Origin of the sequence: Seohaeicola saemankumensis (assembly GCF_042678485.1) — a bacterium.
GTDB classification, from domain to species: Bacteria; Pseudomonadota; Alphaproteobacteria; order Rhodobacterales; family Rhodobacteraceae; genus Seohaeicola; species Seohaeicola saemankumensis.
Genome location: NZ_JBHTKR010000014.1, coordinates 1 through 7,939, shown reverse-complemented (window position 1 = coordinate 7,939; position 7,939 = coordinate 1). Strand labels below are relative to the sequence as shown.

The 7,939-nt window shown below is 54.9% G+C and carries 6 protein-coding genes; 3 read left to right on the top strand and 3 right to left on the bottom strand.

Annotated features, from left to right (window positions below; genetic code table 11):
- The first annotated feature begins 342 nt into the window (after nt 1–342).
- On the top strand, nt 343–1,122 hold the full coding sequence (locus ACFQ3C_RS18800; protein WP_380795214.1) for a class I SAM-dependent methyltransferase: 780 nt from the start codon (nt 343–345) through the stop codon (nt 1,120–1,122).
- A gap of 260 nt (nt 1,123–1,382) precedes the next feature.
- Nucleotides 1,383–1,712, top strand: coding sequence for a GYD domain-containing protein (locus ACFQ3C_RS18795; RefSeq protein WP_380795212.1), 330 nt, complete (start codon nt 1,383–1,385; stop codon nt 1,710–1,712).
- Between the two features lie 330 nt (nt 1,713–2,042).
- On the opposite strand, the gene ACFQ3C_RS18790 is transcribed toward ACFQ3C_RS18795, so the two are convergent.
- A complete protein-coding gene (locus ACFQ3C_RS18790; RefSeq protein WP_380795209.1) occupies nt 2,043–2,483 on the bottom strand; it encodes a MaoC/PaaZ C-terminal domain-containing protein in 441 nt (146 codons plus the stop codon).
- 552 nt (nt 2,484–3,035) lie between these two features.
- On the opposite strand from ACFQ3C_RS18790, the gene ACFQ3C_RS18785 reads away from it, so the two are divergent.
- Nucleotides 3,036–3,740, top strand: a complete 705-nt coding sequence (locus ACFQ3C_RS18785; RefSeq protein ID WP_380795207.1) for a transporter substrate-binding domain-containing protein — start codon at nt 3,036–3,038, stop codon at nt 3,738–3,740.
- 172 nt (nt 3,741–3,912) lie between these two features.
- On the opposite strand, the gene ACFQ3C_RS18780 is transcribed toward ACFQ3C_RS18785, so the two are convergent.
- Nucleotides 3,913–5,298 carry a hypothetical protein gene (locus ACFQ3C_RS18780; RefSeq protein WP_380795205.1) on the bottom strand — a complete coding sequence of 462 codons (1,386 nt, stop codon included), beginning with the start codon at nt 5,296–5,298 and terminating at the stop codon, nt 3,913–3,915.
- A gap of 625 nt (nt 5,299–5,923) precedes the next feature.
- Nucleotides 5,924–7,549 (bottom strand): thiamine pyrophosphate-binding protein, encoded by a 1,626-nt coding sequence (locus ACFQ3C_RS18775; protein WP_380795202.1) that lies wholly within the window; start codon nt 7,547–7,549, stop codon nt 5,924–5,926.
- Between the last annotated feature and the right edge of the window lie 390 nt (nt 7,550–7,939).

Genomic DNA, 7,939 nt, shown 5'->3' with positions numbered 1-7,939 from the left:
GCACGCGGCTCCTCCGGCATACTGGCACCTGGGACGGCCGCGATCCGCTGATCGAGGTCGCCTGACACACAATCGGCCGAGGCCGTTCTTCGAACGCAATGCGACCTTTGTTCCAGGCAGGACGTAGCGCGCGTAAATGCGCGGCTCCGGGCCGACAATCTTGCTTCTGGGCTTTGGCGACGGACAGTTATGAATTGTCGGTCGTGCAGCGAAGGTTCGTCATCGGCCCAAAGCGGACATTCATCTCGAACAGGTGCGGCGCAGCGCAGCTTCCCCGAAGCGGTCATTATGAAAGTAGTGTGCTACGGTGGGCCATTCCTTGAAGCGTAAAGGAGGCGTAAATTGTCAGAAACATCATATCCACCCGAGTTCGTTACCAAACTCGAAATGCAGTGGGGTGTCGGCTTTCTATCGCCGGGTGGCCCGGAGGAAGTGCGAGAAATCCTTCGCGATATCGATGTAAAGGGTAAGGTTGTCCTTGATATTGGGTGCGGCACTGGAGGGACCGATATTGTCATCGCGCGTGATTTAGAGCCCGAGCGCTTGGTAGGGATCGATATTGAACCATTCCTTATCGATAAAGGCAGGAAGAACATTGCTAGTGCCGAGTTGGAAAAAGTAGTTGATCTGAGACTGGTCGACGCGGGTCCGTTGCCGTTTGAAGATCAGAGCTTTGACATCGTTTTCAGCAAGGATTCCCTTATTCATTTCGAAGACAAAGCCACTCTTTACCGGGAGGTATTTCGTGTCCTGAGACCAGACGGGCTGTTCGCAGCCAGTGACTGGCTGCGCAGTCCCGATGCGGATGAATTGGAGGGATACAACGAATGGCGTTCTTTAACTGGGCACAGTTTTTCAATGCAAACAGCAGAAGAAACAAAAGCCGAGATGATAGCAGCCGGTCTTGAGCAAGTAAAAACTCGGGACCGGAACAAATGGTATTCAAAAACCGCCGCTCAAGAAGTCAAAATGATGGAGAGCGATGAATGGCGAAGCCAGTATGTGGCGGTCTTTGGCGAAGAAGGCTACGCTAAGGGACTTGCTCTGCGCATCGCAAACGCAAGAGCCGCGGCATGTGGTGGCCTGAGGCCGACCCACCTGCATGCAAGACGAGGAGAGTAAGACCCGGTTTTAGGGCTGCCCGAATATCGGCTTCCGACGTTGTGGCATTGTTGCTTCGCGCCTGCAGCGCAGGTCCGCTTTCCGCTTTAACCGACAGTGGCGTTTCGGCCCTAAGAGGTCGTTCGTGGCCGATGCAGCGAAGGTCTGCTTCGAGCCCATACTGTTGAGAAAATGATTGAATGGATTGCAAAGGTGCCGCAAGGTCAACTTTCTGGCACTCACTATTGAGAGTGTCTGCTCAGGTTTCGTAGGAGGAACACATGGCGACTTTCATAATTACAGGTAATTACACAGGTTCGGCGATCAAAGGTATGATTGCTAACCCATCTGATAGAGCTGCTGCGGTCAAGCCATTGGTAGAGGCAGTTGGAGGTAAATTGATTTCCTACTATGCGACTACTGGCGAGACTGACTTCTTGATGATCTGCGAGGGGGCTGAGGGGGTAGATATCATCCCAGCACTCATGGTTGCCGGTGCCTCTGGTACGGTTTCAAATATGAAGACGGTACAAGCGTACTCCAGTGCAGAGTTTGTAGCTGCACAAGAGAAAGCAAGCAGTCTTGCTGCAAGCTTCAAGCCTGCCGGATAAGGCTTCTAAATCCTAAAGGAAACCGTGAGCTGCCTTGCGGCAGAGCAGGCAAACACTCTGTTCTAATTTGGTCTGAATGTCAGCTCCCGCGGAAATCGCTCGGTGCATTGTGCTCGCAGAGAAGGTCCCGTTTCCGCCCATAGTGTTTTTCTCAGCGGGCGCAATATTTCAAAAGCAACCGTTGACACTAGGGGCGTCAAGGTCTGCTTCGTCCGCAGAGTGGACCTTGGGCCGACCTGCAGCGAAGGTCCTTCGCTTGAGCCCATAGCGGACATTCATGGCATCCTCAGTGAACGACGGCGCGAGCCCAAAGTGACCTTCTCGTTAGGCTCAGTTGCCCTGTTTTCGAACCAGCACATTATCCAAAACGGTTAAGACAATTTCGTCATCCTGATTGATCAAACTCTGGCGCACGGTCACAATTCCTCGGTCGGGCTTCGAGGAAGACAGGCGCTTGCTTTCCATTTCAAGAACTAGAGAAATCCGATCACCAGCGTGAACCGGTGCCTTGAACCTGACTTCATCGTATCCAAAAGATGCAATGACGGCAGGTTGGCGCTCCAACTTATGGATTAGACGGATGCGGAGTGCCAGAAGATACGGTCCAGATGCCGTGATCCCACCATATTCGCGCGCAAAATCCTCATCGAGGTGAATTGGCAGTGGGTCCCAGGTTCGTGCAAACTCAACCATTTCTTCACGGTCGATGGTCTGGCTTGTTCCGTCGAACCGAGACGGCACCTCGATATCATCAAAGAATATCAACTCCATAGCATATCCCCGTCTGCCGGTCGCACTAACGTTATTAAAAGTGGTTATCTACTCATTCGAGGCTACCCGAGCATTTCAGTTCCGTCCATCACAGACAGGCTTGATGCACGGGGCGATGATCGGCGGCCCCTCGCCTCAACCGGTCAAGAACCGTGATCAAACCAACGGCAAAAAAGTCCGCGTTGCGGACCTCAGTGAAAAGCGCAGCGAAGGTCCGCTTCGAGCCCGAAGCTGACTATTCTGCAGTGCGGCAGTTTATTTGTTGCGAGTTCAGTTGATTGGCTCAAGACGAAGCTGGGAGATCGTTGTTCATTTGCTAATGAGCCTGACGTGACCGTCTTCACCCTTTTGCGTCTCTCAAGAACTGGTTTTCATTTTTTTGCTTGATAAGTGCTCGTGTGACATACGGCCGTCAGAAAGTAGTACGAGCCGCCTTGATGTAAATCAACGAACGTTTGGTCGTGCGACTCAACACTGATTGAATCGGTGTGTGCGCTTATTTCTGCACGACTTTGAGAAAAGGGGGCTGTTATGAATTGCTTCAGGATATTCTTGGCTGGCCTTGCATTTTTGCCGGTTCAGGCTCTCGCAGAAAACATAACCATTGGCACTGATGAAGCGTATGATGCGCGGATATTCACACTGGAACCATCAACACTAGAAGGCTTCGATAAGGCTTTCGCTGAAATTGTGTGCTCACGTGCCAACTTGTCCTGTGAGTGGAAAACTATGCCATATGATGTCCTTTCCTCCGCCCTAAGGGATGGTGACGTCGACATAATCATAGCAGCAATACCGTCCAATGCGGAGTTGGGAGCTGGAGTTGAGAAAACGGTTGCCTATCTCCAGCCCGATCCATTTCTTACAGTCGGGCCTCCGGGAACTGAGTTGCATAAGCATGTGAAACATCTGGGATCGATCGCCGACCCGGTATTTGATGGGTGGTTCCCAACCACAGGTTATACCAACGTGGTTTTTCCGACTATTGAGGCCGCCGTAGAAGCCATTGAAACCGGCGAAGCAGATGCGGTGATTGGTGAACGGGCCACCTTGGAGCCTTTGATCGCGGGCTCAGGCGGAAAGCTCGTTAAGATTACTGAAAACGCTCACCTTAGACCTGGCGTCTCGATGGTATTGCGTTCAGGTGATGTTGACCTGAGGTTTAATCTTGAGGATCGCATCTTCGATATGACGCAGGATGGTAGCTTGAACGCCCTTACGGAAGAATGGTTTGGTATCGACGCTGCCCAGTGGTGAAATTGCTCAAGCGGCCTAATACAGGTCCATTTTCAGGCACTTCCGAATATGGAAACGGCCAAATCACAAATTGCAGCTTCGTCCGCAAGGCGGCCATAGGGTTGGACTTCTCAAATGTCTGCTGTGGGAAGAAGCTGCCTCAGAGGTGATAGTCCTTCGGTAGAGCCTGAACCTAAGCGAGCAGGCGGCGCATGTTCTCGCATGCCAGCGGTGTCGCGGCACCTATTCGATTAAGGATAGCCACCTTGTCCTCATCAGCAGGGTCAAGTGCAGAAAGGGCATGAGCGGGCGCATTGAGGCGGCAAGAGCCCAGCCAATCTGGCATCCCCTCGATTTCCTTCCATCGGGCCTCATTCATAATGGTGGTCAGACGACGGTCGACCCAATCGGTGACTGTGTCTATCATCGGTGCGACCTGCGTGGCGGCTCGTTTGACTTCGTCGTCCTGCACAGTCGCTTCCAGGTGAGCGATCACAGCGGCGCTGAAGGTTGGTTGTGTCATTCGGATCATCTGAAGATTTATGCGCCCGTCAGAGAAGACTGGCGCTCGATCAGTAACATTCGCAGCAGCTGCGCTGGCTGCGCAGTCGATTATGAGCGCATCAGTCGGGATGGCAAAGTCACCCTGCTGAAACACCAATCGACCAGCTTCGATTTGCGTAACGTGGCCCATCCGGACTACGTTGCTTACGCTTGCCAGTGCTTCCACTTCTCCTTCTGAGGTCACCGCCATGTGCATCATTTCGGGAGTGCAGGTCTTGTCTAAGCGCAGCCAAATACCCTCAGCCTCCAGAGCCTTTCCCAACTGTTCCAAGTCTTCGACTTCCGAAAGGATTTCCATCTGGCGGGCAACCCCACCGAACATGTCATCAAAGAACTCTATGCCTGGCTGCGAGCGCCGACGATTCAGCAGCCAGGCGTCACGCGGCCTTACCCAAGTGATGTTGTCAGGGTCACCTCCGTGTCGGAGGAGCCAAAGAACCGAGTCCATGGCCGTTTTGCCCGCACCAATCACGACGAAGGCCGAGCGCCCGGCTGCATGGCGAGGCAAGTCGTTGGGCGGGATACATTTGACGTTTTCGGCGACCTTGAAACGTCTCTTATAAGTTAGGGGTATTTCAGTGCCAATCCGGCGACCGTCAACAACGGCCTTATCTACTTCTACGGGGATTTCAACACCCGTCATCAAGTTGACGACAACCTCATCGTCGTCACGCCATTCTGTCATCGGGAGCCAGGTCACGCGACCTGACGCAAGGTACACCTCTTCCATTAAAGTATGGAAATAAGCGAGGACCTCGGTGCCCGAGGCAAGTTCAAAGAAACCCGCATTTGGCCCACTTTCATTTATCTTGTCGCGGCCAAGTGGACGAGAGGCCACTCCATAATAGCGAGACGGTTGGTGCAAGCGTACGAAGGGATATGCGTCATTCCAGTGCCCGCCAGGCGCATCGCGCTTGTCTACGATCACAAAGGTCGCATCAGTTTCGGCAAGCATGGTATCGAGAAACGACATCGATGAAGCCCCGCAGCCAATGATGAGATAATCGGTCTTCACGGTGCTTAATCTCCCAGAAATGCTATCACTAATGCATGCTACAGGAAGTTGGCCGCCGTGTCAGAGATTTAAGACTCTCAAGCCTCTCATCCCCGGGGGATTAGCTTTCTGCGTATTTCAATCAGGCAAGGGCCGGGCAATAACCGTTTCTCAAAATTGGAAGGTTTGCAAATGGCAGCTTTGTCCCGCAAATCGGCCCTTTCAATCTGCCCCCATCGCCCCAACCGTTGCCCTAAGAACTGACTTTTACCCCCCTGCTCTCATGCCAGAGCATTGCAGAAATGGCATCAGTGTTGGCCGTCGTGTACCGTAGGTTCGAATCCTACCGCCCCAGCCAACACTCGCACATGAATCGAGATTGTTCCCTCCAATTTGAGGGTGGTCTTTTTGTCCGAATGGTCTGCCCCAGCCGATGGCCCAAGCCTTGAAAAGGATTGACCCGAAGGTTGCCCCAGCGGGGTAGCACGGCTTCATCATCAAGCCTCACAAGTGGCCACCACCGATGCTGGGCGTCAGTACGCCACGTTGCGTACCGTAGGCGTCTTTCCACGCGCCCTTGTCTCGGTGAGGGCTGGAAATTCTGCAATGACACGAACGGTCCTTTTTACAGGGCGCGCGTTTGTCCCTACGCGTGCATCCGCGGCATCGACGCCGGGTCGAGCACGAGTTCCAAAAGGACCGGGCCTTTCGTGTCCGCAATCACCGCTAGAGCGTCCTTGAGTTCTGCTTGTGAACTGACCCGCAGACCTTTGGCACCCATGGTCTGTGCCATTGCGGCGAAGGACGGCCAAGAGAAGGTGGACAGCCCCGGATCGAGCTGCCTGTCCGTGAACTGGATGTACTCTGCTCCATACGCCGAGTCGTTGCAGATCACCGTGACCATATCGAGAGCCTCGCGTACGACCGAAGAGAACTCGGCCAGTCCGCCCATCATGAACCCGCCGTCGCCGCACATGAACAGCGTCTTTTGCCCCGAGCGCGCCACCGCCGCGCCAATGGCGACGCCCATGCCGTTTCCGATCGCGCCCGAGTTGATCGCCGGCACCATGTTCCGAGGAGCCGAGACACCGATCCGGCACCAGGCTTCAGTCATGAAGCGGCCTGCATCTGAGACAAAGATTCGATCTTCGGGAAATGCCGCGTCGATCTGTTCAAGCGCAACGGAATAGTCCAAAGTCCCCGGCGCATTCGAGGGCTTGGGCAAAGGATGGCCCGCCCGAAGTGCCTCCTGATCAATCGTGTCGGTAGCCTGAGACGATGGAATCTCGGCCTCATTGATCCATTTCAATATCGTCTTGGCCACTAGTTCCGGATCACCCACCAGCATCGCATCTGGGCTGTGTCGGCGGCCGAGCTGGCGCGGATCATCGTCGACTTGCACCACGCGGGTGTTTGCGAGGAATGCGCCATGGACGGTGGTGAAACGACTGAACCCGGCGCCAAAGGCGAAAATGCAATCAGCGGATGCAATCACGTCACTTGCGGCAGGCGTACTAAGGGTGCCGCAAACGCCAAGATCGTAGGGCGCACCGTTGAACAAACCCTTGGCCTTCAGGGTCGTTGCTACCGGCGCACCGATGCGGTCTGCAAGTTCCAGCAGAGCATGCCGGGCATGAATTGCTCCGCGCCCAGCAAGGATCACCGGGCGGCGGGCCGAGGCCAGTATGCCGATGGCCTCATTCAGCGCATCGCTTTCGCCGGGTGCGGTTGGCAGGTCGGGGAGTTCGGTCGCGGCTTTCTTGTATTCGGTTTGCTCCCACATCATGGCCGAGGGCATATTCAGCACGATGGGACGGCGTTCCAACCTTGCGCGCCGGAAGGCCGTGGCAACATCGCGGGAGACGGTAGCCGGTGTTTTCATCTGCTCAAACCCGGCGCCTGTGGCCTCGACCAACGCGCGCTGGGCCAGGGCCTGTATGTGATCGGGGTCCTCAATCGGCGTATCGCCGCACATCACCACGATCGGTAGTGTGCCCTTGGTGCCTTCAACCAGTGCGGTGATCGCGTTGGATATGGCCGGCCCGTGGGTAATAGTGGCAACCGCCACCTCATTTGTAACAGAGGCATGTCCCAGCGCCATCAACACCGCGCCCGCCTCGTGTGCGGCGGGCACGTATCGACCGCCCAGTTCTCGAACGTAGTGGTCCACCATGAACAGGTTGGCGTCGCCCATAAGGCCGTAAACCACATCTACCCCATGGTCCTGGAGAGCGTTGGCAACGGCAGCATGGACCGGCATTGTTCGAGACATCAGCAACCCTTTCCGCGCGATACATCCGCAGTGCAGTTCAACACAGGGTTGGTTGCTTTACAAGCAAACGCTTTTCGCAAAAGTCTTGTCCGGCAAACGCCGAAAAACCAAATCCCAAGACTTACGGCAAATGCGGATCTAGGAGGAGTATTCCAGGCCGTGGCGAGGGCGAAAGCGGACACTGAAGCCCCGTCTTGTCTTTCCCGACACAACCTCGGGTTATTCTCTGGAAACAACAGGCACTGAACTGGAAACAGCGGAGGCCTGCTTGAGTGGCCTTGTCACGGTTACCGTCGGCAGGTATCTCTACCCCATCCCGTAACGGGTATCAGTGAACGGCTTTAACGAGAGAGGGACACAATGGCGAACGCCAGCAATCACCAGACAGTC